The sequence below is a fragment of the uncultured Pedobacter sp. genome, from assembly GCF_913776295.1.
Lineage (GTDB): Bacteria > Bacteroidota > Bacteroidia > Sphingobacteriales > Sphingobacteriaceae > Pedobacter.
Genome location: NZ_CAJYOJ010000053.1, coordinates 161,590 through 186,590, shown reverse-complemented (window position 1 = coordinate 186,590; position 25,001 = coordinate 161,590). Strand labels below are relative to the sequence as shown.

The following is a 25,001-nucleotide window of genomic DNA, read 5'->3' as shown; positions in this document are numbered from 1 at the left end:
GAAGGGCTTTCTTGTTTTATGGGCAGAGCGCAGCGCATAGAGCATGGCGCGCAGTGCATAGCGCGGTTTCCCGGCATTACGGCGTTAGGGCGCTAAGCTTGTATCCCGCAGATTACACCGATCTCCGTTGAGAGCATTCCATCACCGTTTTAGATTTTTCCGGCTTTCCCATCTTCTAATTTTTGTCCCGGGTTAAATAGCCCTGATGGGAGCGGCATCCCTTTTGGATAGGAAAAGATTGTTCAAAAAGTAAGATCTCCAAAAGGATAGAGCGTACAGCAGGACCGGAGCCAACCTAAATGCACGGGAAACTGCGCTCCTAAAAAAATCAAATGCTCTTTTAACCATGAGTGGTAAAAGACTGAAAGGATTGTCCCGCAGATCACGCTGATCTGCGCAGAGTATGTTCCATCACCGTTTTCCATCTTACCCTTCACGATAGCCCTGATGGGAGCGGCATCCCTTTTGGGTAGGAAAAGATTGTTCAGAAAATAAGATCTCCAAAAGGATAAAGCGTACAGCAGGACCGGAGCCAACCTAAACGCACAGGAAACTGCGCTCCAAAAAGTAAAGCATTTATATTTTTGGACCCTTGTATGGCCTAAGATTGCAGTGTGACATCAGCTTTGATCTAGTTGTACTTCTTCTGCACTCCAGTTGATGATCATTCACCTCTTGTTAAAAAATGTAAAATCTTAGATCCTCAAGATAATAAAACCGTATTATTGTAGTATTACGTACATGTTATGATGATGAATGTAGATATTAAAAAGTTAATCTTTCTTGCCTTTATTTGGTGTATCAATTTTAGTGTTTTTGCTCAAAGTAAAAATGTACAGCTCCCTGCAAATTGGTTTAACCTTGATTTACTGGAAAATGGCTATTTTGGTATCAGCACCGAGAAAGCATATCGCGAACTTTTAAAAGATAAAAAACCTAAAAAAAATATTGTGGTAGCCGTAATAGATGGTGGTGTAGATACTGCACATCCTGATCTAAGAGGTGTTTTATGGACAAATAAAAAAGAGATTCCTGGAAATGGAATAGATGATGATGGTAACGGTTATATTGATGATATTCATGGCTGGAATTTTATTGGCTCTAAAAAAGGCAATTTAGAGTTCGATAATTTAGAACTCGTTCGGTTATTAAGAATTTATACCCCGAAATACCAATCAACAACCAATTTAACACCATTGGACAGTTCGCAGAAAGAGGAATTTAAACTATACAAGAAAATGGTTGGCGATTTTGGTAAAAAATACGAAGATGCCAGCAATACTTTTTCTGTTTTAATAGCCATTAACAAAGTTTTGGATACGGTAGCTAAGATCAGTAAAAGAGAAATTCCAACGATGGATGATGTGGATCGCTATAAACCTGATGATGAAACTGAAGAGCAGGTTAAAACCATCATCAGAAAAGGCGCAAGGGAAGATGGAAGTTTCGAGAAATTTTATAAGAGCATTAAAGAAGGGTACAAGCAATACGATGCGATGTTGAAGTACAATTTAAATCCTAAGTATGACATGCGTGCAGAATTAGTTGGTGATGACTACAGCAATTCCTATCAAAAGGATTATGGAAATAATGATGTAAAAGGTCCGGATGCTTTTCATGGTACGCACGTTTCAGGAATCATTGGTGCCGATCGCACTAATTCAATCGGTATTATGGGAGTAGCCAATCAGGTAAGCATTATGGCGATCAGGGTGGTACCGACGGGTGATGAACGTGATAAAGATGTGGCCAATGGTATCAGGTATGCCGTAGACAATGGCGCGAAGGTAATTAATATGAGTTTTGGTAAAAGTTATAAATGGGATAAAAAGGCGGTAGATTCTGCAGTAAAGTATGCTGAACTTAAAGGGGTATTGTTAGTGCATGCCGCCGGAAATGATAACCAGAACAACGATATTGAAGAGAATTTTCCTAATAAATTTTTCGATAGCAAAGCCGCAGAAGCTTATAAAGAAGCCAATAAAAAACCAAGCAAACCAGATTTTACGCCACCTAAGCCTATGACACCAAATAACGGAAGGGGTATGAGGCCGGCTTATGAACGATCTACATTCGTAAAACCTATACCAATCGACTCTGCAAAGTTTAATCTGCCTCATGCCGGTAACTGGATAGAAGTAGGTGCCAGTGCTTACAAGGATGATGATAATCTGAAGGCCAGTTTCTCCAATTATGGCAAATATACTGTAGATGTTTTTGCCCCCGGATTTTTAATCAACTCAACGGTTCCTGGTAATAAATATGAAGAGGCAGATGGAACGAGTATGGCTTCGCCTGTAGTGGCCGGCTTAGCGGCATTGATTTTAAGTTATTATCCGGATTTAAAGCCAGCACAAGTACGGGAAATTATCATGAAATCGGTTTCAAAAGTAGCGCATAAGGTGAAATACAAAAATGAAAGAGGCGAAAACACCCGTGTACCTTTTAGTGAAATTTGTGTAAGTGGTGGGATTGTTAATGCCTATAACGCACTGAAATTGGCGGAGACTTATAAATAAGATAGGTTTTTAGTTTGTGGAGCACAGGGTTCATTGCAGCTGTATAGGCTTGTTACCGTGCTCTGCTGTATCCCTCGAATGCACATTCGGGAATGTCGCTTCGCCCGCCCGACTGCAACGGGCAGAGGGCTGAACACGCTGGTTAATGCCCTGAATGAAAATACCCTTAAAATCTAAGAATCCAGACTTTTAATAAACTCCCGGAAGGTGCCAAATGGGTAATTTTTTGCTTTCATCCATGCAATAAGGGCTTCCATGCGCTCAATCATTTTCATGCCCGTATTCTTCCTGACATAACCAGGGAAACCAAAGCGTTCAAAATCACTTAAATCGGTAAATTCCCATGGGTGAAAGTAGATATTCAGATATTGATCCTTTTTATAAGTCCAGCTGGCTAAGCTTTTGTAAATGCCTAAAGGCAGATTATGGAAAGAGAGCCAAAATAACGGAAAACGAATCAATGGACTAACGGAGGCAGGAATCTGAAGGACGTTATCTTTCATAAAATGCGTTCGCGAAATATTGAAATTATTATACCGTCCGGGCAGATAAGTTGGATTAATAGAGGTATTGTAAACATATCCGGCCTTCTCAATTTCCTTTTCATCAACAGGCATCATCCTTGCCATGCGGTAACCCATAATTTCTTTACCTGAAAGTTCTTCGAGCTTTAGCTTTGACTGAAGCAAATGTTCTGGTTTAAAATCAGAATGATAATAACCATGCGAAGCGAGTTCGTGTCCGGTTTCGGTAATCCGTTTTATCAGATCGGCGATATTTTCTGCAAAGGTAACGGTACAGAAAAAAGTAGCTTTCACATTGTATTTATCCAGGATATCTAAAATGGCAATGGTTCCTGCTTTCGAAATGGCAATCTGATCTTCAAAAGAAATGTCTTTTCCATACTCAAAAGGCATATCAAACTCTTCGATATCAAAACTTAACAGTACCATTTATTTTTGTTGAATATTGGATGAACGGATAATATAATTCGGGCGGTTTTTAGTTTGCATAAACATTTTACCCACATAAATACCTATTATCCCCAGAATAATAAGCTGTAATCCTCCAAAAAATACAATAGTCATAATTACGGATGCCCAGCCGGAAACTTCTACATGGTTAACGAAAGCGTAGATGATATATGGTATATATAATACGGAAGCAAACGAAAGGATGAAACCGAGATAAACTGCCGTGTAGAGTGGTTTGATGCTAAAAGAGGTTACACCATGCAAGGCCAGCCTAAGCATTTTTTTGAGGGTATATTTACTTTTCCCCGAAAAACGTGCCGCCGGATGATATTTGATAGCGTATTGCTTAAAACCCAGCCACTTTACCAGACCACGAAGAAACGGTTCGTTTTCATGAAAATTACGGAAAACACTAACAACCCGCTGATCGAGTAGCCGGAAATCAGCTGCTCCAGGTTCTAAATCAATATCAGAAAGCCAGTTTAATACCTTATAAAACAGGCTGGAAGAGCCTCTTTTACCTTTGGATAAATTTTTATCATCTTCACGGATGGTGTAAACGACTTCATAACCGGTTTCCCATTTTGCAATCATATCGGGAATCAATTCTGGAGGATGTTGCATGTCGCAATCCATCGAAATTACACAATCACCAAAAGCATGATCCATTCCTGCCTTAACAGCCAATTGGTGACCAAAATTCTTAGAAAATTCCAGGAAAAAAATATTATTTGCCGTTAAAGCATAATCCTTTATTTTTTCAAGCGTATGATCGGCGCTTCCATCATCAACCAGTATAATTTCGTAATCATAATCGATGGTTGAAAAAACTTTTTTAATACTTTCGGCAATTACAAAAATATTATCGGCTTCGTTGTAGGCAGGGATTACTATAGAAACTAATTTATTCATTTATCGGCAATCAGATAAGACTCAAAATCTTCTTTCATCATTTGATAGATTATAGTTAGCCAAATGATAACGCAAGGTAGGGCTTTAAGCGAATATAGACGAATAAATTCTTTAACCGGCCTCGGGAAAATATCGGTTGGCGATAAGCTGGTTAATATAAACGCAAAAATAAACATGGCAATGATCCATCCGCTTTTGCGGTTTTGCTGTGCCATAAACCAAATGGCCACTCCTGCAAAAGCGATAATATAGGTAGGCGATTCTGAGCCACTACTAAATATCACCGTGAAAATCAATGTTGAGGCAAGTAACAGCAATCTAAAACCTAAATGTTTGTATTGATTGATACGGGTATAAGGCAAACCAAACAATATTAATCCACCCAGCAAAAACGGGGTATTCGGAATATTGATATTTCCGGTAGTTCTCCTTACGATGCCCATCAATGAAATATCCTGAAAAGAAGTTAACGAGGCATTTAAGTCATTTTTATGCGCAAGCGAGTGATACCAGTCTGCGTATGATTGGATAACAAAGGCCGGTGATGAAATAAGCATGGGCAGAACAAACAATACCAGAAATGCGATAAAGCAACCCACGATGAATTTAAACTTGTTTTTAGTAAAGAAGAAAAATGCCAATCCAACAATGCCGTAAAGTTTAATCAATGTTCCTATTGCAATAAAAAAAGCAGATTGTACTTCTTTCTTTTTAATCAGATAAGAGAAACTAAGTAAAATTAGTCCCGTTAGGGCAATGTTAAACTGGAAACTGAAGAGAGCCGTCAGGGCTTCGTGGGCACAGATCCATGCGATTATTGTACGTTTTTTCAGCGAAATAGGCAGGCTGTAAATGCCCCAAAGTAATATCGTTACATTGGTTATGTTCCACAGTATACAGCCCAACCCATCAGGCAATAGGGCGAATGGCGCTATGAAAATGGAAAATACCGGCCCGTAATGGTTACTGTCCCGGTATTCGGCATAATTCTGATACAAATTCTGCAGGTCTGCAGTATGCCAATATACATATTTAAAAATCAGGTAATTATTGTAAGAGTGATGGTTATATTGCTTAAAACCAGCTACTAAGGCCAATAGGAGATAAACAGCAAATACACATTGCTTATTTAAGAATAATGAAGAGAATTTGCTAAGCTTATTTTTTGTAAAAATGTTCATTGTAATTTGATGCTGCAATATAACTATTTCGTTACGTCAACACGAAACAGATCGTGTTACCAGCGGGTCAATATTAATTAATTATGAAATTATTCATAGTATATCGATTTAGTAAATCATTTTACTAGTTTTATTAAGCTGAACCAAATGAATCATCAATCTTAAAAAACTATGAGAAAATTACAACTACCACTTTTTGTGGCCTTGGTGCTTACCTTTAGCGCCTGTAAAAAAGAACAACAAGAAACTGAAAAATTTTCCGGACCAAAACTTAAAGAAAATGTAAATCCAAGTGCGGCTTTATCAAGTTTTTCGCTTAACAACTGGATGAGCGTACTTGCCGATCAAAACAGCATAGCGCTCATTTCTATCCCGGGTACGCACGATTCAGGCGCTACTGTCGAACCCGTTTCTGGCACTGCTAAATGTCAGAATCTGAGCATAGCCGATCAGTTAAATGCAGGCGTACGTTACCTTGATATCCGCTGCAGGCACATCGACAATGCTTTTGCCATTCATCACGGCGCCATTTATCAAAATCTTAATTTTAACGACGTGCTGAATGCCTGCATCAATTTCCTGAATAGTCACCCTACCGAAGCCATTATTATGAGCGTAAAAGAAGAACATACCCCATCAAATAATAGCCGTTCTTTTGAACAAACATTCGACAGTTATGTACAGCAAAATCCAGGTAAATGGGATTTAGGAAACAACATTCCAACTTTGGGCAGTATCCGTGGGAAAATCAGATTGTTGAGAAGGTTTTCCGGAGCATCGCCAAAAGGGATTGATGCAACAGCATGGGCAGACAATACCACTTTCGAAATTAATAATGCTGCTGCAAATTTAAAGGTTCAGGATTTTTACAATGTTAACGATGTAAATACCAAGTGGACGAGAATCGAAACCTTGTTAAATGAAGCCAAAAATGATAACTCGAATAAACTTTACCTGAACTATGCAAGTGGTTATAAAGCTGGTGTATTCAGTATCCCAAGCATTACTACGGTGTCGAATTCGGTAAACCCAAAACTTACCACCTTTTTTACCAATAATACCCATGGCAAATTTGGTATTATTCCACTTGATTTTGTTGATTCGGGTAGAAGCCAATTAATTGTCAATACAAATTTCTAATCTTGACGCAGAGATTTATTGGTTCAGTATGAATTAAAAAGGATGCATAGTTTGATCAGACTATGCATCCTTAATTGTAATATCATTTTACATGGTAACTACTTCGCTTTAAACCTTAAAACGGTAAATGAATAAGCTGGTAGCTCCAGTTGCCTGGCTGCCTCTGCACTGATATTGGTAATAACAGGAACAGCTTTTTTATCATCCGGATTGCCAGAGAGTACGGTTTTAATGGCATTTTTTCCGGGCTGTTGCTGGCTGAAATCGAGCGTGGTACTTACGGCTACGGGAAGTAGATTAACCAATTTAACGATTAAATCTCCGGTTTTTGTATCCTTAACCATCGAACAGGCCATCCGTTTCTTCACATTTTCCTGGTTCGAAGAGAGCAATATGGTTGAAGGAACATATTCATCGCCCGCATGCTGTCCGTATAGTTGCTGTACAAAATAGCCTGTTGTAGGTTTTACTTCTGTATTATTAAAATAAATCAGGTCAGGATCCCACTGCGTATGCTCCTCCTTGGCCAATAGCGGTGCATAAGAGGCCATGCTCACCACATCACCATTACGTTCAAGTGAAAGGAGGTATAATGCCTCCGCAAGTGAGGTTTCCAGGTTTGTCCTGTTACCGCCTGGTAAACTTGCCGCATATTCGCCCAGGTAAACTTTCGATTTTGAACGGTCGTAACTGTCGTAAAAATTTTGATTATTGATAAACCAACCTGGCGATTGGTAATAATGTTCGTCAATAATGGGAACATTAAGGTTTGAGGCAATTTGCCAGCCAGCCTCATAATCAGTTCCTTCAAAAAATGGACCCGCTGTGCCAATAACTGTAATTTCGGGATGCGATTTTTTCAGGGCATTATAGATCAGGGTAAAACGTTGTTTAAATACTTCGGTAATCTGGTCTTCATTACCAATGCCTATATACTTCAGGTTAAATGGTTTTGGATGGCCTGCTTCAGCGCGTTTCTTTCCCCATTCGGTTTTTACATCTCCATTGGCATATTCAATCAAATCTTCTATATCCTGTATGTATTGCCCCATTTCGCTCATTGGTATGCCACCTTGTTGGCCGCCACCTCCAGTATCCGAATTCTGACAAGGCACACCGGCTGCTATAACGGGAACAGGTGCAGCACCAATATCTTCGCAAAACTGAAAATATTCGTAATAGCCAAGTCCCATGGTTTGGTGATAGCCCCAGAGGTTTCTGTCTGGTTTGCGGGCAGCTAAAGGGCCGATTGAGTTTTTCCATTTATAGATGTTGGCGATACCATCCCCATGGGCTAGGCAACCTCCGGGAAAACGTACAAAACGAGGATGTATATCTCCTATGGTTTGAGCCAAATCTGCCCTGAGCCCATTTTTTCGGCCTTTAAATGTATTTCTTGGAAATAAGGAAACCATATCAATAGCAATACGCCCTGTATTCGCCATTACGATTTCCAGTTTTGCATCGGTAGCATCTGCAGAAGGCACCAAACTGGAGACCACTGTTTTCCAGTTGCCTGAAGTGATGTTTAAATTTGCTTTAGCCAAAATGCCCTGTTTATCATTGATCAGCCTCACTTCAAGATTCATCTTTTTAGAACCTAATAACTTTGCTGATAGCGAAAAATCGTAAGTTTCTCTTTTCTTCAGTGCTATTCCATCAAAACCGCTGTTTAAGATGGATGCACCGGCAACAGGAATGTCTAAAACTGCATAATGTGGATTGTTGGGGTGAACGGGCGAAACCGAATCTATTTTCATGGTGGCACGATCGCCCTTTAACGCCCAGGCATAACTGCTGTTCCAGCCTTTGTCATTGTATTCTTTATCCCGCGGGTGATATTCAAAATCCCGGTTCTGAATTAGCTCTGCATACAATCCGCCATCTGCAGCATAATTTAAATCTTCAAAAAATACACCGGTTAGCATATTGCTGATCGGCTTTGCCTGATCAGGTTGGAAAGCTATCTTAGCCACCACATTCTCAAGTCCTGCGAAGCGCTGTGCATTATCTTTAGTCGTTTCTCCGCTCTGTTTATTTTTATAGTCCTTTAGTTCATAAGCTTTTTTCAAACCCAAAATAACTTTCCATGGCAAACGGTATACCTGGCCACTACCAATATGCGGTATATTAACTGATGTACTCCCATTGAAATATGTTGAAGCAGGCACTTCTTTTACAGGACCGTAATTGATTAAATCATTGCTTTGGGTCTGGAAATATTTTCCATCAGCATCGGCATAGGTTACGGTATATTGATCTGCTTTGCTGTTATATGCAATAATCGGGCGCAGCACATTTTTACCTTTGTTTACATAAGGATAGTTTTGCGGATTCCAACTGATAAGATCTTTCGAACTTGAGGTAGCAAACTGTAGTGTACGATCATTTAAACCCCATATACATACCCAAATTCCATTTTTACCCTGGATGAGAAGAGGGGTTACCATTTTTTTCTCGCTTCCCCATCGGCCATAATCACTTTTCAAAAAGGTATAATTGTTTCCTATTGGCGTCCAGTTCTGTTGATCTAAACTCCAGGCAAACCGAAGTCCGTTGGCATTATAGGCAAATAAATAGGCAGAATCCGGTTCGTTGGCTATTTTTTTATTGTTGGCCAATACATTTGCTGTCAGGAAGATGAATGCGGCAAAAAGCCAAAACTTTCTTTTCATTTCTGTTAAAATTTGATGTTTAAATTCCATTTATCGGCTAATGCCTGTGCCTCCTTTTTAGCGAGGTGTATTACTGCACCGTGTTTTGGCGAAGAAAAATTAGTTGACTTCATTATGCCTTCGTTAAAGCGGCCCAGATTTTTAAAATTTACAAAATCGGTAGTCTCGCTAAAACCGAAATTGTGGGGATTAATTCCGTAGATATCATAAATCAGTATCCACTTATTTTCTCCGATACGCTTGTAAATGGTTGGGGCCTCACAGTCCCTGGATTCCGGATCGTACCACTTATCATCATACTGGTAATCTTTATCGATAGTTGATGAAACAGCTTGTTTGATGCCCGCTGTACCATCATGTGGAACATAGAACATATGGAAACTTTTGCCCACTTTCGTGATATCTGCATCGATATAGGAAACATCTTTTGGATATTGAAAAAGTAATTGTGGTTTGGTTTTCAGTTTGGTAAACGATTTGTCCATGTAGGCATAATAGAGTTTGTTTTTTCCATTGGCGAAACGCATGGTAAAGTAAATCATCATTTTCTTTTCCTTTTCGTCATAAATGAGTTCTGGTGCCCAGGCGCAGCCAATATCTGCTAATTCGGGAAAAGATTGGTCGACGCGTAAAACCTGATGCGACCAGTTGATCAGATCACGCGATTTCATCAGTACAAGGCCACGGTTATTTCCCCATCCGTAGCTTTTGCCGTCGCGTTCCCATTGGCTTGTTCGGTAACCGGCTTTTTGTCCATAAATGTGCAGATCGGTAAGTGCCATATAAAACAAGCCGTCAGGTCCACGGCAGATATATGGATCACGAATCCCCTTTTGTTCAGCGATGCTATCGCCGGCAATTACTGGTTTCGCATTGTTTACATCGGTAAAGCTATAACCGTCTTTACTAATTGCCATGTAGAGCCCATGTGTATCATCCTTGAAATACACCATAAGATAAGCCGCCATGTCTTTTTCGCGAGGTAGTTTCTTTTTATACTGTGCATCTGCCTTTAAAGATAAAAGTGTTAGCAGCAAAACCATTGCAGTTTTACAAGGCGTAGTCATATTTATTAAAATTTTTTCTAAAGTAAATAATAATCGTCACAGTAACGATTATTATTTAAACAACTCACGCAGAAATAGTTCCGTAACCGGCCATTTATCCTGATACAAAAAGAAAAATACAGGCTTACGAGCAGCTAGTTTGTTTGCAGGGCTATTAGTGATATGATAGGCAATCAAATTGCAAACGAAAGAAAAGGTGGCCATCTAAGATTGCGCGTCACATATTACAGCTGCCAATATGAAAAAAACCTTTCCAAAATGGAAGGGTTTTTTGATGTCTGCTGATGAGTAAAATAAATGATCATGTCTTAAGGTATTGTTTATCAGGTGTTTATTTAACTGGTCTCTTTTTATGGTATAAGAGTTGGCTATTGGCCTGTAAAATCATTACAATCATGACAATATTACTTTTTTTAATCCTGGTACTGCTCTGCTGGGCTACTTACAAATCGATAAACTGGTTCGAAAAAATCTAAAACTATGATCGCATTATTTATGATCGCCCTTGCCGTATTCATCTATATGATTTACGTGCTGATCAAACCCGAAAAATTTTAATCCTTAGCACTTTCAATAGCGCATTTAACAAATTCAAAAATGAATACTGAATTAATAGGCATTATTGCCACATTTCTGCTCACTTTGGTTATCGCCATACCTTTGGGTAAGTACCTGGCCAGGGTTTTTGCAGGAGAAAAAGTCTGGACAGATTTTTTAAAGCCATTGGAAACTGGCATTTACAAGCTTTCCGGAATCAATATCAAAGAACAGATGAACTGGAAACAGCAGTTAAAAGCACTGCTTACCATTAATACTTTATGGTTATTTTATGGGTTTTTTGTACTTATTTTTCAGGATAAGCTTCCATTCAATCCGGATAGAAATCCTGGGATGACACCTGACCTTGCTTTTAACACGATCATCAGTTTTGTTGCCAACTGTAATCTCCAGCACTACTCGGGCGAGAGTGGCGTAAGTTACCTTACCCAACAATACGTATTGATGTTTCTTCAGTTTGTAAGTGCGGCAACAGGTATAGCAGCTGCAGTGGTGCTTTTCAAAGCATTTAGGGATAAAACTACAACCGATCTCGGTAATTTCTGGGAATTTTTTGTAAAATCCATTACCCGTTTGTTATTGCCATTATCTTTTGTAATGGCCTTAATCTTAACCTTTAATGGTACACCTGCCAGTTATGAAGGAAAAGATAGATTTATTTCGGTACAGGGCGATACGGTTAATGTTTCCAGAGGACCGGCTGCTCAAATGATTGCGATCAAACATTTAGGTACAAATGGAGGGGGTTATTTTGGAGCCAATTCAGCACATCCTTTTGAAAACCCAGGTTATTTTACCAATATGGTTGAGCTGATTGCACAGGTAATTGTTCCGATTGCCATGGTAATTGCTTTTGGTTATTTTATTCGTAGGAAAAAATTGGCCTGGACCATTTTTGGAGTAATGACCATCGGTTTATTTATGCTGTTACTCCCTATGTTAAGTTCAGAATTGGGCGGGAATCCAGCCTTAGGCAAAATGGGAATTTCACAAACAACAGGTGCTATGGAAGGTAAAGAAGTGCGCTTTGGTCCGGCTGCCTCCGCTTACTGGGCAACTGTAACAACAATTATTTCTACCGGATCGGTAAACAGCATGCACGATAGCAGTATGCCTATGTCGGGTACGTGGCAATTACTGGGAATGATGATCAACTCTTTTTACGGAGGTTGCGGGGTTGGTTTATTAAATTATTTCATTTACCTGATTATTGCCGTATTCATTTCAGGACTGATGGTGGGCAGAACGCCGGAGTTTCTTGGTCATAAGGTAGAAGCCAGAGAAATCAAGATTGCGGCCATTATTACCTTATTGAGTCCGTTTTTGATTCTTGTCGGAACTGCAATTGCAAGTTATATTTTCACTAACCATGGTAATGCCGCATGGGCAGTTCAGCCTAAAAGCTGGCTCAATAATCCTGGTTTCCACGGATTTTCTGAGATGCTATATGAAATGACCTCATCAAATGCCAATAACGGTTCGGGATTTGAAGGACTGGGCGATAACAATATATTCTGGAATCTATCTACCGGTATAGTGATTTTCCTGGGTCGTTTTTTACCGATTATCGGTCCCGTTGCTATCGCCGGATTACTAGGAGCCAAAAAATTCATCCCGGAATCGGCAGGTACGCTGAAAACAGATACGAAAACTTTTGCACTGATGACTTTTGCAGTGATCATCGTTTTAAATGCGCTTTCTTATTTCCCTGCGCTGGCTTTAGGCCCATTGGCAGAATACTTTACCATGCTTAAATAATTGAAAGTTGTCTCATTGAGCCTGTCGAAATGATTTATCAAAGATTCTTCGACAAGCTCAGGATAACAAAACACACGATAATCTGTGAAATCAATTAAATCTGTGAAATCACATAACAAATAAAAAAAATGAAACCCAATAATAAATTGTTCGAACCTGCCTTGGTGCAGACCGCGCTAAAACAATCTTTCATCAAGCTTGATCCACGGGTGATGGTAAGGAACCCCGTCATGTTTACCGTTGAAATCGGAACCCTGATCATGGCTTATGTTACGGTATACTCTTTCAGCCGTAGCGGACAAGGAGCGCCCTTATATAACTTCTTCATCTTTTTAGTTTTATTGCTTACCGTTCTGTTTGCAAACTTCGCTGAAGCCATTGCAGAGGCAAGAGGTAAGGCACAGGCCGACAGCCTTCGTAAAACAAGAGAAGAAACACCTGCAAAAGTGCTTCTGGATAATGGAAGGATCGAAATCCGTTCATCTAACCAGTTAAAAAAGGGAGATGTATTTATCTGTGAAGCAGGTGATACAATTCCAACTGACGGGGAGATTATTGAAGGTATTGCTACGATTGATGAATCGGCCATAACCGGTGAGTCTGCCCCTGTAATCCGCGAATCGGGAGGTGATAAGTCTTCGGTAACCGGCGGAACAAAGGTTTTATCTGATGAAATTAAAGTTCAGGTGAGTACAGCTCCGGGAGAAAGTTTTTTAGATAAGATGATTGCGTTGGTTGAAGGGGCATCACGTCAGAAAACACCAAATGAGATCGCTTTAACTATTCTCCTGGCCAGTTTTACCCTGGTATTCATCATCGTATGTGTAACCTTGAAACCTTTTGCCGATTATGCCAATACGCCAATCACCATTGCGGCGCTGATTTCGCTTTTTGTTTGCCTCATCCCAACTACTATCGGCGGGCTTTTATCTGCCATTGGTATTGCCGGTATGGACAGGGCTTTAAGGGCAAACGTAATTACCAAATCGGGTAAAGCGGTAGAAACGGCAGGAGATATTGATGTACTGCTGTTAGATAAAACCGGCACGATTACCATTGGTAATCGCAAAGCCACTAACTTTTATCCTACTGCAGGCATAAACATTAAATCTTTTACTGATGCCTGCGTACTAAGTTCTCTGGCAGATGAAACTCCTGAAGGAAAATCAATTATCGAGCTGGCTGCCGAACAGGGCGTTAAAATCCAGGGAACGCCAGAAGGATCTGCGTTTATCAAATTTACTGCCGAAACCCGTTCGAGCGGACTGGACACGGCAGATGGTAAAAGGATTAGAAAAGGCGCTTTCGATTCGATGAGAAGTATGGTACAGAAAGCGGGAAATCATTTTCCTTCTGATATTGAAGACCACGTAAAAGCCATTGCTACCAATGGCGGAACACCTTTGGTAGTTGCTGAAAATGAACAAGCACTTGGCGTAATTGAATTACAGGATATTATTAAACCCGGCATCAGCGAACGGTTTGAGCGTTTAAGGAAAATGGGTGTAAAAACAGTAATGGTAACTGGCGATAACCCGTTGACGGCTAAATACATTGCAGAGAAAGCGGGCGTTGATGATTTTATAGCAGAAGCCAAGCCAGAGGATAAAATGAATTACATTAAAGATGAGCAAACTCTTGGTAAACTGGTAGCCATGATGGGGGATGGAACTAATGATGCTCCTGCACTGGCTCAGGCAGATGTGGGGGTAGCCATGAACAGTGGAACACAAGTCGCGAAAGAAGCAGGCAACATGGTCGATCTGGATAATGACCCCACCAAACTGATCGAAATAGTAGAAATCGGGAAACAATTGTTAATTACCCGTGGTACTTTAACCACTTTTTCCATCGCGAACGATGTGGCCAAATATTTTGCAATCGTTCCAGCCCTGTTTATTGCATCAATTCCCGCTTTGCAAAGCCTGAACATTATGGGGCTGCATTCGCCCGAATCAGCGATCATGTCAGCTGTTATTTTTAACGCGATAATCATTCCGATCCTGATTCCTTTAGCCCTAAAAGGTGTGGCTTATAAACCGATTGGCGCAACCGCTTTATTACGCAGAAACCTGTTTATTTATGGTATTGGCGGCGTGGTAGCTCCATTTATAGGGATTAAAATAATTGATTTATTGGTTGGCCTATTTGTATAAATGTCATTCTGAGGAATAATTTATGGTATAAAATCAATATAAATGACGTAACTGATTTCTTATGCCATACAGCACAGTCTTGCCTCGGCTCACCGCCGCCGAAGGGCTCTTACTTTTTGGCATCAAAAAGTAACAAAACCGAGGCATTGCCGAGCTCATTAATACAGATAAAAAACAATATACAACCATTAATAAAATGCCGGCTGAAAATTTATTCATTCGTTTTAATAGTTTTCAGCTGCATTCATGAGGGCTACGCCGTTTTCTTTCAAAGCCAGTAATAGGGCTTGGTCGGTGGAGTCCGAAAAATTTGTTAGGCCGGACTTAAGTAGAACGGAAACCCAGTGCGAAGGCCTTGTTGGATGGAAATACATATTTCATAAGTGACTAATTATCAAATAATTAAAAATTAACGTCAATGGTAATTTGTTTAAGGGTCTACATCATAATTTAATCACAAACGGCTGGCTGAAAAGCCGGCCCTTTTCATTACAAATAAAATGAGTTTCGATTTACAGCCCACACTAGAAAACGATTTAATCAAGGTAGTTCCATTAAAAGAGTCTGATTTTGAAGCACTTTTTGCAGTAGCTTCTGATCCCTTAATTTGGGAGCAACATCCAAACAGAGATCGTTACAAAAGAGCTGTATTCGAAAATTTCTTCAAAGGTGCCATAGAATCAAAAGGTGCCTTTATCGCTTACGAAAACGACACCAACAAGGTTGTGGGCAGTTCCAGGTATTACGATTTCGATGAAGGTAACTCCTCAGTTGCAGTTGGCTATACTTTTGTTGCCCGTGAGTTTTGGGGTGAGGGACATAACAAGGCTTTGAAAACATTGATGTTCAATCATGCTTTTCAATTTGTAGATAAAGTATTTTTGCATATCGGTGCGACTAACTTTCGTTCGCAAAAAGCAACTGAAAAATTAGGCGGAGTTAAAATTGCTGAAACAGAAATAGCCTATTATGGAGAGCCGCTAAAATGGAATTTTGTTTATCAGGTAGACAAAGATCAATGGATTAAAAGCATTTAAGATCTCGGATAACAGATCTTTACTGATAAAAAGGATATTTTCCAGATTTCAATTTTCATCGTTCGTAAATATGATGATCGAGGTTCGCACTTATCATGCAATTGAGAGCAAATTTCCGATCATCAAATCAGCGGTGATACTTTGTCAACCTGTATCCATTCTATTTGCAGCTGATTGGTTACGCAAATCAGAATCACAAGAGCATCACCGAATAAAATCGTGTTTATGCTTAAGTATTGTTATCTTTGTATAATTCTCCATTCCACTCACCTTTCAAAAACAAAACAATTAAATAAAATATGGCTAAATCTCAGGCAACATACAGTAAAAAAGAGAACGAAAAAAAACGATTAAAAAAACAAAAAGACAAACAAGAGAAAAAAGAAGAACGTCAGGCTAATGCCAAAAAAGGCTTAACGCTTGAAGATATGATGGCTTACGTTGATGAAAACGGAAACATCTCTTCTACTCCACCAGATCCGAAGAAAAAGAAAGTTATTAACACAGAAGATATTCAGATCGGCATTTCAAGACAAGAGGACATTGTTGATGAAAATCCTGTTAAAAAAGGAACAGTTACATTCTTCAACGACAGTAAAGGCTACGGTTTTATCAAAAACACTGAAACACAAGATAGTATTTTCGTTCACGCAAACGGTTTAATCACCCAGATTAAAGAAGGTGATAAGGTTACGTTTGAAGTAGAAATGGGCCAGAAAGGACCAACGGCAGTTAAAGTATCAAAGGTTTAACAACCTCCGCTCAGTTCTCATTGCAACTCCCAATTGCAAAACATGATTAAAATTTTGCAGAAAACTCTGCTGCGCCAGGTTTTATAACCATTTATAATTCCGTCTATTTAAGCATAAAACCTTGCGCATAATTTTCTTCATTGTGTATGATCCTTAGAAAGCATAGGTAAGTTTTTAAGGAATTTAGATTTCAAATGAATAAGAGATCCAAATTATTCAAGCATTGTTCATTCCGAAAATACATGCTATCTGATCTCTCCTCATCAGCCGGCGATAATTTATCATACTGTAAATAAATCACATAGGATTATTAAAAGGGAAAATTGTAACCTTTAATTGCTGATAATCGTTTATGAGGTAAAAAAAATAAAATTTCGGTGTGGAATTTGCACATCGTTTACATCATTACAGTACACACAAAGAAAAACAGGTATGAAACCTGCATAAGCAACAAAAGCTAATTACAAAAAACTTACGCAGGCTTCATTACCAATTAAAAAACACTACGGATTATGAAAAAGTTAATAGCATTAGCACTGGTTGCATTTTTGGGTTTATCGTCAGCAATGGCTCAACAAGTAGATTTACGCAGAAAAATTAGCGTAAGCGGAACTTCAGAAACAGAAGTTACCCCCGATATCATCTACATCGGCATTTCGCTTAAAGAATATTTAAACGGAAAGAAAAAAGTAGACATCACGGAATTGGAAAAACAATTGTACGCCGCAGTACAAAAAGCAGGTATTGCAAAAGACAATTTAACCATCAGCAACTTAAGCAGCTGGAATTACGAAACTGAGAAAAAGAAAAACCCCGATTTCCTGGCCAGTAAGCAGTACCGTTTAAAGGTTAGCGATCTGAACAAATTCAACGCAATATTAGAATCGATTGATCCTAAGGGAATTGCGAATACAAATGTCGACAGTTACGATTATTCTAAAATCGAAAGCTTAAAAAAAGAGCTGAAAGTTAAAGCATTATTAGCTGCAAAAGAGAAAGCGGCATATATGGTAGAGGCACTGGGCGATAAACTAGGTAGTGTGATCGAGATCCAGGATGGCGGAGACAATGTAATGCCACCCGTTTACAGGAATTTTGCAATGAAAGCTGAAATGGCTGATGCTTCCAGCGCACCTGAAATTGATTTTAAAAAAATTAAACTGAATTTTACAGTAAATGCGATTTTCGAGATCAAATAAGAAATTTCAATAATTAAATTAATGCTTTTAAAACCTACCAAGAACATTTTGGTGGGTTTTTTGTTACCTAAACATTGAACACTAAAAAATTAAAGATTATGAAAAAATTCATTTACACGCTAGTGCTGGTTTTCTCTTTAGGCATTAGTTTTAATTCAGCTCAGGCAGCTGATAAACCTGCGAAAAACCCAACAGAATTATCGGCAGAACAAGCATTGAAGCTAGAAAAAATTAAAACCCGTGTTGAAGAAATCAGAGACATGGACAAATCCAACTTAACAAAAGCAGAACGTAAGGCTTTGCGTAGCGAGCTAAAAGAGTTAAAAGGCCAGGCTCGTGCAATCTCTGGTGGTGTTTACCTTTCAGTTGGTGCAATCATCATCATCATTTTATTATTGATCCTGATTTTATAACCGCAAAAAACCCATCTATCCTATAAAAAACAAAAAGCTTTGCATCAATGCAAAGCTTTTTTTTTAGGACTATCGCCGCTGATGAGGATTTATTGAACCTTAATCAATCCTATCAAACCCGGTATATTTCACCAAAGCTTCCGGAATTTTGATTCCATTCTCAGTTTGATAATTTTCTAAAATCGAAGCCACGATACGCGGTAATGCTAACGCACTTCCGTTTAATGAGTGCGCAAGCTGCGCCTTACCTTCTTTACCTTTGAAACGCAGTTTCAAACGGTTACTCTGGTAGGTTTCGAAGTTTGAAACAGAAGAAACTTCCAGCCAACGCTCCTGGGCAGCACTCCATACTTCCATATCGTAAGTCATGGCAGAAGTAAAGCCCATATCACCACCACATAAACGCAATACGCGATAGTGTAATCCCAGTTCTTTCAATAAAGACTGCACATATTGGCTCATCTCTTCCAAAGTTTCGTAAGATTTATCCGGATGTGTAAGCTGAACCACTTCAACCTTATCAAACTGGTGTAAACGGTTTAAACCACGTACATGGGCACCATATGATCCTGCTTCTCTCCGGAAACAAGGTGTATAAGCTGTATTTTTAATCGGAAGATCTTCTTCTTTAAGAATGACATCACGGTATAAATTCGTTACCGGAACTTCGGCCGTTGGTATTAAATATAGATCGTCAACCGTAGAATGATACATCTGCCCTTCTTTATCCGGCAACTGGCCGGTACCAAAACCAGAAGCTGCATTAACCAAATGCGGCACCTGCATTTCTTTATAACCGGCTGCAGTAGCATGATCTAGAAAGAAATTGATCAGTGCACGCTGTAATCTCGCTCCTTTTCCTTTATAAACCGGAAAACCAGCACCAGTAATTTTTACACCCAGCTCAAAATCGATAATATCGTATTTTGCAGCAAGCTCCCAATGTGGTAACGCCTTGGCTGGTAGTTTTGCAGGTTCACCATGTGTTAAAACCACTTCATTGTCTTCTGCCGTCGACCCTTGTTTTACGAGGTGATAAGGTAAGTTAGGCAGTTGAACAATCAAATTGTGCTGAGCAGTTTCCAACTCATTTAATTGATCACTCAGGCTCTTTATATTTTCTTTGTGAGAAGCCGTTTGGGCCTTAATGGCTTCGGCTTCTTCTTTTTTACCCGTACGCATTAAATCGCCAATCTGTTTGGCAGCTGCATTAGCTTCAGCAGAAATACTATCCAACGAAGTTTGAGTGGAACGACGTTCTTCATCAATTCTAATGATTTCGTCTACCAGTTCTGGTTGTTTAAAATTACGGACACTTAAACGTTCTAAAACTTTCTCTCTATTTTCGCGGATATAGTTAACTTGCAGCATTATTGATTTTTTTAAGCAAAGATAACAAGAGTTTGGAGTTTGGGGTAAGGAGTTTGGAAAAAACTGAAAACCGGTAACTTTAAACTGAAAACTAAAATATGGATGGCAAACTATTTCTCGTACCAACGCCCATAGGCAATTTGGAGGACATCACCTTTAGGGCAATCCGTATACTAAAAGAATGTGATCTGATCCTAGCTGAAGATACACGCACCAGCGCTCCAATGCTTAAACATTTTGGCATTGACAAAAGGGTATTCTCACATCATCAGCACAATGAGCACAAAGCTACTTCAGAAATCATCAAATTTTTAAAAGAGGGGCAAAAAATTGCCCTTATATCGGATGCCGGAACACCGGCCATTTCAGATCCGGGATTTTTTCTGGTACGCGAAGCCCTCAAAAATGATATCGCAGTAGAATGTTTACCTGGGGCAACAGCTTTCGTGCCTGCCCTGGTTAATTCGGGTTTACCTGCCGATGCATTTTGCTTCGAAGGTTTTTTACCGGTGAAAAAAGGCAGGCAAACCAAGTTTAAAAAATTAGCCGAAGAAGAACGCACCATTATACTTTATGAAAGTCCGCACCGTTTATTAAAAACTTTAGAGGAGTTTGCACAATATCTGGGTGCCGATCGGCAGGCATCGGTAAGCAGAGAACTCACGAAGATGTTCGAAGAAACTGTTCGCGGAACTTTGCTTGAAATAAAATCACATTTTGAAAACAATACTTTAAAGGGAGAATTTGTAATTTGCATAGCAGGAAAACCCTATGTTAAAAGCAAAAACAAATATAACGATGCGGAAGAATAGCATCAAAAACATAACCAACACCACAATTTAAAACATTATGATGAGTATAGATAGATTTCTGAGTGACGAGCAAGACCCAAAAGCGGTTGAAAAAGTTATCGGAAAATTAAATGACCTTTTAACCACGGGCGAAGAACTTTTATATTTAGCCGTACAGAAAAAACCAGCGGTAAACTTATTACCAGATAGCATTGCCATTTCCAATAAACGCATTTTTTATTGCGAACCGGGTAATCTGGGCTTAACGATGAATTTTAAAGATATTTCATGGAAAAGCATTAAAGAAGTTTCGTTTAAAGAAGAGTTTTTTGGCTCTAAATTTATCTGCGTTCCTCAACATGGCGAAAACATCGTAACCGAGTTTATTCCAAAAGTACAGGCGCGCAAACTACATCAGGCTGCGAATCAGCAATTAGAAGAGTATAAGGAATTGCTGCGCCAGCAAAAACTGGAAGAAAACCGTGCAACAGCTTCCCCTATTAATTTAACTGCCCAGCCTCCTGTTGAAATACCGACTTACGAACCCGCTCCAGAGCCGGCACAACCTGTTATCCAGATCGCTGAAGTGGTAGAAGAGCCGGAAGATGAAACCACGTTAAAATTACGTAAGCTAAAAACGCTATATGATAAACACCTGATTACCCAGGAAGAATATGAAGCCAAAAAAGCAAATATTTTAGATAGTATGTAAATAAAAACCGCTGTCATGCTGAGGCACGAAGCATCTTTAAAATAACATACTGCACTTACGTTGACAAAAAACAAAGTCAGTTTTCTATCGCATAGAGATTCTTTCTGCGTCAGAATGACAAGTATTTTTATATGAAATCTAAACAAACCTATCTCCTTGCCTTATTTAGTGCATTCTTACTTTGGCTGGCCTGGCCTCCAATGCCTTTTACCACACCATTGTTGTTAATTGGTCTGGTACCGCTGTTCATAGCACTCCATTCCATTTCGGGCGATGCTGAGAAGAAGCAGGGCAAAAGAATTTTCCTGACGGCAGGTTTAACTTTTTTGGTTTGGAATACGGCATCCATCTATTGGGTATATAATGCGATAAGTGCTTATAACGGGCCAGTTGTAGCCCTACCCGTCTCTTTAATCCCATTTGGATTGGGTGCACTTTTAATGACTTTTGCTTTTTGGCTATACTACAGGCTGGGAAAATATGTAAATAAAAAGATTTCTTATCTGGGCTTGATTGCCTTTTATATTGCTTTAGAATATCTGCAGCAAACCTGGGATTTAGCTTTTCCCTGGATGACCTTAGGCAATGGTTTAGCAGGAATGCACCAGCTGGCTCAATGGTATGATTACACCGGTGTTTATGGTGGTTCACTTTGGATTTTAGTAAGCAATATCCTGGCTTTTGAAGCTTATCAGAAATTTAAATCACAAACCGGCTATTTAAAGTTTAGAACAGCGGGTATCTGGGCTTTGGTAATCATTATTCCCATTAGCATTTCATTAAGCAAATATTTTACGGCAGAACAAAAGGGAACACCCAGTAATGTTGTGGTGGTTCAGCCGAATATCGATCCTTACCAGAAACTGGAGAATATTCCACCGGCCGAACAGATCAGGATACTGACACACTTATCAGATTCTGTCGGGCAAACCAATACGGAGTATTTTATCTGGCCGGAAACTGCCATTCCAAATTATGCAGATGAAGATCGGATCAGAAGCAATAACGATTTCATCACCCTTCAAAGCTTTTTATCCAAGTATAAAAACGGGACATTGATTACAGGTATAGAAAGTATTAAAATTTACCAGGATAAAAGAACAATAACCTCAAAGTTTGGTGATCAGCGGGGTATTTATTTTGATAATTTCAACACCGCTATGCAGGTCGAAAATTCTGCCAATGTTCAGTTTTACCATAAATCAAAATTGGTTCCCGGGGTGGAGAAAATGCCTTTCCCAAAAGTATTTTCATTTTTAGATGGTGTTTTTGCGCAGTTAGGCGGAACGGTTGGCGGATGGGGCTGGCAAGATAAGCCCAGTGTGTTGTATGCTCAAAGCGGCATTGGGGTTGCTCCTGTGGTGTGTTATGAAAGTTTATGGGGCGATTGGATCGGTGAACAGATTAAAGACGGGGCACAATTTATTGCTGTTATTACAAACGATGGCTGGTGGGGAAATACTTCAGGAAAAGATCAGCATATGATGTATGCCAAACTGAGAGCCATTGAAACCCATCGGGATGTTGCACGCTCAGCCAATACCGGAATTTCCTGCTTTATTAACCAACGTGGCGACGTTATACAAAAAACCAAATGGTGGACCAGAACTGCACTCAAAGCCAATATCAATCTGAATGACGAAATTACCTTTTATGTAAAAAGTGGAGATATCATTGCAAAAATATTATGTATTACTGCTATTCTTTTAGCTTTAATTATCCCTTTTAGAAAATGGATCAGGAAACCGGACCATGCTTAAACAACAATACGATTTCGTCTTATCGTCCAGGAATACCCTTTTAAATTATATCGGGAGCATTTCGGAAAATGATTTTTTAATCGATAACAGTTCGTTCGGTAGAGGTTCCATCAGAAATCTGTTGGTCCATATTTGCCAGACCTATTGCGCATGGATTGGCGAAAGAGCTTTAGGCATAGATCAGGAGTTTTTACCTTTCGAACATTACCAGACCTTACAAAACTGCCAAACTTATTTTAACCAGGTGGATGAATATATAGGCTTATTTGCCAAAAAATTTAAAGGGAATGAGCTGCAGGAAATGGAACTTGACAGAAACGGTGCAATTTTGATCGTAAATCCTTTACAGTTATTTACTCATGTTATTACCCATGAGTTTCATCACAAGGGGCAAATCATGTCGTTAAGCAGGCATTTAGGCTACACACCCGTGGATGCCGATATTATCAGATAAATTATGCAGAAAATAGAAAACCTCCGCTGGTCGGTATTGCTCTTATTGTTAACCTTAAACTTTGGCTGCGATCAGATTTCTAAAAGAATCGTGCGGAACGAAATCAGCGATTACGAAAGCATTAGCGTAATTAAAGACCGTTTCACCTTAACAAAGGTAGAAAATACGGGTGCATTCTTGAGTTTGGGTGATAACATGCCCTATATTTTCAGGCTGATTATTTTAACAGGTCTGCCCTTATTATTTCTGGTTTACGGCTTATATTTTCTCTTCGCCAAACGTAATTTAACCATTACCATGCAAATTGCGTTGTGTTTCCTAATAGGCGGCGGAATTGGTAATCTATATGACCGGATAGTACATGGATCGGTCACCGATTTTATGCACATGGATTTTTACCTTTTCCAAACAGGTGTTTTCAATTTTGCCGATATCTCCATTATGATAGGTATAGGCATATTAATTTTCCAATCCTTCAGAAATAATCGGTTTGAACAAAAAATGGATTAGGATGACAAATTAGATTCGAAAAAACTAATTAAGACTACAAAATAATAGTCATAAAAATACAATCATACATTTTTATGACTATATTTATTGATGTGAAAACTTAATTACGATCTAAACTAAAAACCTAAACAATGAAAAACTTACTAAAAAAAGCTGCTTTGGTTGCATTGCTATCAACAGTTATCCTATCGTGTTCGAAAAAAAATGATGTTCCTGCTGACCAGGGAATCGAAACTAATCAAAATGAGAAAGTACTGGCTTACATTAAAAATCTCGGATTTACAGATGCACAGATTGTAGAAAGCGGCGATAATTACGTGGTAGATGGCGATATCGTATTTAGCAAGAAAATGGAGATTCCGGCTGATTATGGAAAAGCGATCACAGAACAATATTACAACGGTTATATCGTAACCAACAGCACCAACATTCGCGTAAAGATTGATCCTTCGATAACAAGCATGACCAGCGAGATCAATTCTGCTATTAACCAATGGAATACGGTACCAAATTCTAAACTAAAATTTGTAATCACGACCGGAACAGTATATGATATCCTGATCAAAGTGGATAACACAATCGGAAGTTCCACCTGTGGACAAGCGTATCTATCCACATCAAATGGTAAAGCGGGTAATACCGTTTGGATCAACCAGGCCCTGATCCAGAACAATTCTTTTGCACAGCGTACCAGAACCATCACTCATGAATTTGGTCATACCATTTCATTTAAGCATACTAACCAATCTACCACAACCAATGTTCCTGGTGTTGGCGGAACAGATGCACAATCGCTAATGAACGGCGGACAATGTGGAAGTGGCGCTACTGTTTTATCCACAAAAGATAAACAAGCAACCGCAGTATTGTACCCTTTGTAATTAAAATCAGATCAATAACCTAAAAAGGTTGTAATGGAAAAGAGGCTGCTTCAACGAAACAGCTTCTTTTTTTTAAAAAACTTTTATCAAAGATGTAGCAAAATATCTATACAGAATAAGGATTTCTGCTCCAAGAACTATCGTCTTTAAACAAACATATTTTTATCTTTAGGTGTTAACA

General features: G+C 39.2%; 21 protein-coding genes. 15 read left to right on the top strand and 6 right to left on the bottom strand.

Translation table 11 applies throughout. The features are described from left to right. Positions 1 to 752 precede the first annotated feature (752 nt). On the top strand, positions 753 to 2,519 hold the full coding sequence (locus QZ738_RS11690) for a S8 family peptidase (RefSeq protein WP_293787706.1): 1,767 nt from the start codon (positions 753 to 755) through the stop codon (positions 2,517 to 2,519). Positions 2,520 to 2,692: 173 nt separating this feature from the next. Here the strand turns inward: QZ738_RS11690 and QZ738_RS11685 are convergent, their stop codons facing one another. Genes QZ738_RS11685 through QZ738_RS11675 form a run of 3 tightly spaced genes read right to left on the bottom strand, consistent with a single transcriptional unit; the run spans position 2,693 to position 5,586 of the window. Then, on the bottom strand, positions 2,693 to 3,472 hold the full coding sequence (locus tag QZ738_RS11685) for a polysaccharide deacetylase family protein (protein WP_293787700.1): 780 nt from the start codon (positions 3,470 to 3,472) through the stop codon (positions 2,693 to 2,695). Further along, positions 3,473 to 4,405, bottom strand: coding sequence for a glycosyltransferase family 2 protein (locus QZ738_RS11680; protein ID WP_293787698.1), 933 nt, complete (start codon positions 4,403 to 4,405; stop codon positions 3,473 to 3,475). After that, a complete protein-coding gene (locus tag QZ738_RS11675; protein ID WP_293787696.1) occupies positions 4,402 to 5,586 on the bottom strand; it encodes a glycosyltransferase family 87 protein in 1,185 nt (394 codons plus the stop codon). The genes QZ738_RS11680 and QZ738_RS11675 overlap by 4 nt, the downstream gene beginning before the upstream one ends. Positions 5,587 to 5,757: 171 nt before the next feature. Here QZ738_RS11675 and QZ738_RS11670 point away from each other — a divergent pair, with 171 nt between their 5' ends. Further along, complete coding sequence (locus QZ738_RS11670) at positions 5,758 to 6,726, top strand: phosphatidylinositol-specific phospholipase C (RefSeq protein WP_293787694.1); 969 nt, start codon at positions 5,758 to 5,760, stop codon at positions 6,724 to 6,726. Between the two features lie 98 nt (positions 6,727 to 6,824). Here the strand turns inward: QZ738_RS11670 and QZ738_RS11665 are convergent, their stop codons facing one another. Together QZ738_RS11665 and QZ738_RS11660 are read right to left on the bottom strand one after the other, a co-directional pair. Then, entirely contained in the window at positions 6,825 to 9,401 is a 2,577-nt protein-coding gene (locus tag QZ738_RS11665; protein WP_293787692.1) for an alpha-L-arabinofuranosidase C-terminal domain-containing protein, read from the bottom strand. A 5-nt stretch (positions 9,402 to 9,406) separates the two neighbouring features. After that, the gene (locus QZ738_RS11660) at positions 9,407 to 10,468 is read right to left on the bottom strand and encodes a glycoside hydrolase family 43 protein (protein WP_293787690.1); all 1,062 of its coding nucleotides are present in this window, start codon (positions 10,466 to 10,468) and stop codon (positions 9,407 to 9,409) included. A gap of 480 nt (positions 10,469 to 10,948) precedes the next feature. Here QZ738_RS11660 and QZ738_RS21335 point away from each other — a divergent pair, with 480 nt between their 5' ends. The 7 genes from QZ738_RS21335 (at position 10,949) to QZ738_RS11630 (ending at position 18,341) form a co-directional block, all read left to right on the top strand. Then, a complete protein-coding gene (locus QZ738_RS21335) occupies positions 10,949 to 11,026 on the top strand; it encodes a potassium-transporting ATPase subunit F (RefSeq protein WP_367268586.1) in 78 nt (25 codons plus the stop codon). Between the two features lie 39 nt (positions 11,027 to 11,065). Then, positions 11,066 to 12,784 (top strand): potassium-transporting ATPase subunit KdpA, encoded by a 1,719-nt coding sequence (gene kdpA, locus QZ738_RS11655; RefSeq protein WP_293787688.1) that lies wholly within the window; start codon positions 11,066 to 11,068, stop codon positions 12,782 to 12,784. A 128-nt stretch (positions 12,785 to 12,912) separates the two neighbouring features. Continuing rightward, positions 12,913 to 14,940 (top strand): potassium-transporting ATPase subunit KdpB, encoded by a 2,028-nt coding sequence (gene kdpB, locus QZ738_RS11650; protein ID WP_293787686.1) that lies wholly within the window; start codon positions 12,913 to 12,915, stop codon positions 14,938 to 14,940. A gap of 500 nt (positions 14,941 to 15,440) precedes the next feature. Next, the gene (locus QZ738_RS11645) at positions 15,441 to 15,977 is read left to right on the top strand and encodes a GNAT family N-acetyltransferase (protein WP_293787684.1); all 537 of its coding nucleotides are present in this window, start codon (positions 15,441 to 15,443) and stop codon (positions 15,975 to 15,977) included. Positions 15,978 to 16,276: 299 nt separating this feature from the next. Then, positions 16,277 to 16,729 (top strand): cold-shock protein, encoded by a 453-nt coding sequence (locus QZ738_RS11640; RefSeq protein ID WP_090983040.1) that lies wholly within the window; start codon positions 16,277 to 16,279, stop codon positions 16,727 to 16,729. Positions 16,730 to 17,241: 512 nt separating this feature from the next. Then, entirely contained in the window at positions 17,242 to 17,928 is a 687-nt protein-coding gene (locus QZ738_RS11635) for an SIMPL domain-containing protein (RefSeq protein ID WP_293787682.1), read from the top strand. A gap of 98 nt (positions 17,929 to 18,026) precedes the next feature. Then, a complete protein-coding gene (locus tag QZ738_RS11630) occupies positions 18,027 to 18,341 on the top strand; it encodes a hypothetical protein (protein ID WP_293787680.1) in 315 nt (104 codons plus the stop codon). A gap of 99 nt (positions 18,342 to 18,440) precedes the next feature. On the opposite strand, the gene serS is transcribed toward QZ738_RS11630, so the two are convergent. Then, positions 18,441 to 19,712: a serine--tRNA ligase gene (serS, locus tag QZ738_RS11625; protein ID WP_293787678.1), complete on the bottom strand. Its 1,272-nt coding sequence runs from the start codon at positions 19,710 to 19,712 to the stop codon at positions 18,441 to 18,443. Between the two features lie 98 nt (positions 19,713 to 19,810). Here serS and rsmI point away from each other — a divergent pair, with 98 nt between their 5' ends. From rsmI to QZ738_RS11595, 6 genes are all read left to right on the top strand, one after another. Next, positions 19,811 to 20,524, top strand: a complete 714-nt coding sequence (gene rsmI / locus QZ738_RS11620; RefSeq protein ID WP_293787676.1) for a 16S rRNA (cytidine(1402)-2'-O)-methyltransferase — start codon at positions 19,811 to 19,813, stop codon at positions 20,522 to 20,524. Positions 20,525 to 20,561: 37 nt separating this feature from the next. Continuing rightward, positions 20,562 to 21,215, top strand: a complete 654-nt coding sequence (locus tag QZ738_RS11615; RefSeq protein WP_293787674.1) for a PH domain-containing protein — start codon at positions 20,562 to 20,564, stop codon at positions 21,213 to 21,215. 131 nt (positions 21,216 to 21,346) lie between these two features. Continuing rightward, entirely contained in the window at positions 21,347 to 22,975 is a 1,629-nt protein-coding gene (gene lnt, locus QZ738_RS11610; RefSeq protein ID WP_293787672.1) for an apolipoprotein N-acyltransferase, read from the top strand. Next, positions 22,968 to 23,429: a DinB family protein gene (locus QZ738_RS11605; protein ID WP_293787671.1), complete on the top strand. Its 462-nt coding sequence runs from the start codon at positions 22,968 to 22,970 to the stop codon at positions 23,427 to 23,429. The genes lnt and QZ738_RS11605 overlap by 8 nt, the downstream gene beginning before the upstream one ends. A gap of 3 nt (positions 23,430 to 23,432) precedes the next feature. Then, a complete protein-coding gene (gene lspA, locus QZ738_RS11600; protein ID WP_293787670.1) occupies positions 23,433 to 23,939 on the top strand; it encodes a signal peptidase II in 507 nt (168 codons plus the stop codon). 131 nt (positions 23,940 to 24,070) lie between these two features. Next, positions 24,071 to 24,820, top strand: a complete 750-nt coding sequence (locus tag QZ738_RS11595) for a M57 family metalloprotease (RefSeq protein WP_293787669.1) — start codon at positions 24,071 to 24,073, stop codon at positions 24,818 to 24,820. Positions 24,821 to 25,001 lie beyond the last annotated feature (181 nt).

Coding starts and splice junctions, on each gene's coding strand:
- QZ738_RS11690 (WP_293787706.1), top strand. CDS start 753: ATGAATGTAGATATTAAAAAGTTAATCTTTCTTGCCTTTATTTGGTGT.
- QZ738_RS11685 (WP_293787700.1), bottom strand. CDS start 3,472: ATGGTACTGTTAAGTTTTGATATCGAAGAGTTTGATATGCCTTTTGAG.
- QZ738_RS11680 (WP_293787698.1), bottom strand. CDS start 4,405: ATGAATAAATTAGTTTCTATAGTAATCCCTGCCTACAACGAAGCCGAT.
- QZ738_RS11675 (WP_293787696.1), bottom strand. CDS start 5,586: ATGAACATTTTTACAAAAAATAAGCTTAGCAAATTCTCTTCATTATTC.
- QZ738_RS11670 (WP_293787694.1), top strand. CDS start 5,758: ATGAGAAAATTACAACTACCACTTTTTGTGGCCTTGGTGCTTACCTTT.
- QZ738_RS11665 (WP_293787692.1), bottom strand. CDS start 9,401: ATGAAAAGAAAGTTTTGGCTTTTTGCCGCATTCATCTTCCTGACAGCA.
- QZ738_RS11660 (WP_293787690.1), bottom strand. CDS start 10,468: ATGACTACGCCTTGTAAAACTGCAATGGTTTTGCTGCTAACACTTTTA.
- QZ738_RS21335 (WP_367268586.1), top strand. CDS start 10,949: ATGATCGCATTATTTATGATCGCCCTTGCCGTATTCATCTATATGATT.
- kdpA (WP_293787688.1), top strand. CDS start 11,066: ATGAATACTGAATTAATAGGCATTATTGCCACATTTCTGCTCACTTTG.
- kdpB (WP_293787686.1), top strand. CDS start 12,913: ATGAAACCCAATAATAAATTGTTCGAACCTGCCTTGGTGCAGACCGCG.
- QZ738_RS11645 (WP_293787684.1), top strand. CDS start 15,441: ATGAGTTTCGATTTACAGCCCACACTAGAAAACGATTTAATCAAGGTA.
- QZ738_RS11640 (WP_090983040.1), top strand. CDS start 16,277: ATGGCTAAATCTCAGGCAACATACAGTAAAAAAGAGAACGAAAAAAAA.
- QZ738_RS11635 (WP_293787682.1), top strand. CDS start 17,242: ATGAAAAAGTTAATAGCATTAGCACTGGTTGCATTTTTGGGTTTATCG.
- QZ738_RS11630 (WP_293787680.1), top strand. CDS start 18,027: ATGAAAAAATTCATTTACACGCTAGTGCTGGTTTTCTCTTTAGGCATT.
- serS (WP_293787678.1), bottom strand. CDS start 19,712: ATGCTGCAAGTTAACTATATCCGCGAAAATAGAGAGAAAGTTTTAGAA.
- rsmI (WP_293787676.1), top strand. CDS start 19,811: ATGGATGGCAAACTATTTCTCGTACCAACGCCCATAGGCAATTTGGAG.
- QZ738_RS11615 (WP_293787674.1), top strand. CDS start 20,562: ATGATGAGTATAGATAGATTTCTGAGTGACGAGCAAGACCCAAAAGCG.
- lnt (WP_293787672.1), top strand. CDS start 21,347: ATGAAATCTAAACAAACCTATCTCCTTGCCTTATTTAGTGCATTCTTA.
- QZ738_RS11605 (WP_293787671.1), top strand. CDS start 22,968: ATGCTTAAACAACAATACGATTTCGTCTTATCGTCCAGGAATACCCTT.
- lspA (WP_293787670.1), top strand. CDS start 23,433: ATGCAGAAAATAGAAAACCTCCGCTGGTCGGTATTGCTCTTATTGTTA.
- QZ738_RS11595 (WP_293787669.1), top strand. CDS start 24,071: ATGAAAAACTTACTAAAAAAAGCTGCTTTGGTTGCATTGCTATCAACA.